Annotated in this window: 1 protein-coding gene; it reads left to right on the top strand. The window is 65.2% G+C overall.

Annotated features, from left to right (window positions below; translation table 11 throughout):
• The coding region (locus HU738_RS25865) for an RHS repeat protein (protein ID WP_217871567.1) at positions 1–224 on the top strand (224 nt) is incomplete at both ends.

Here is a 224-nt window from a genome sequence, read left to right as displayed (position 1 = left end):
ATCAAGCGCGTGGTCGACAACCAGGCCGTCGAAACGCTGACCCAGTACCGCTACGACGAACACGGCCAGCTGACCACGGTGATCAACCGCAACGGCGACACCGTGCGCAGCTTCAGCTACGCCGAAGGCCTGATGGTGACCCACAGCAACGCCCTGGGCCTGGGCTGCCACTACCGCTGGGAAACCCAGGGCGGCAAACCCCGGGTGGTCGAACACTGGACCAG

The sequence above is a fragment of the Pseudomonas vlassakiae genome (assembly GCF_014269035.2).
Taxonomy (GTDB): domain Bacteria; phylum Pseudomonadota; class Gammaproteobacteria; order Pseudomonadales; family Pseudomonadaceae; genus Aquipseudomonas; species Aquipseudomonas vlassakiae.
This window is presented reverse-complemented; position numbering and strand designations above follow the sequence as displayed.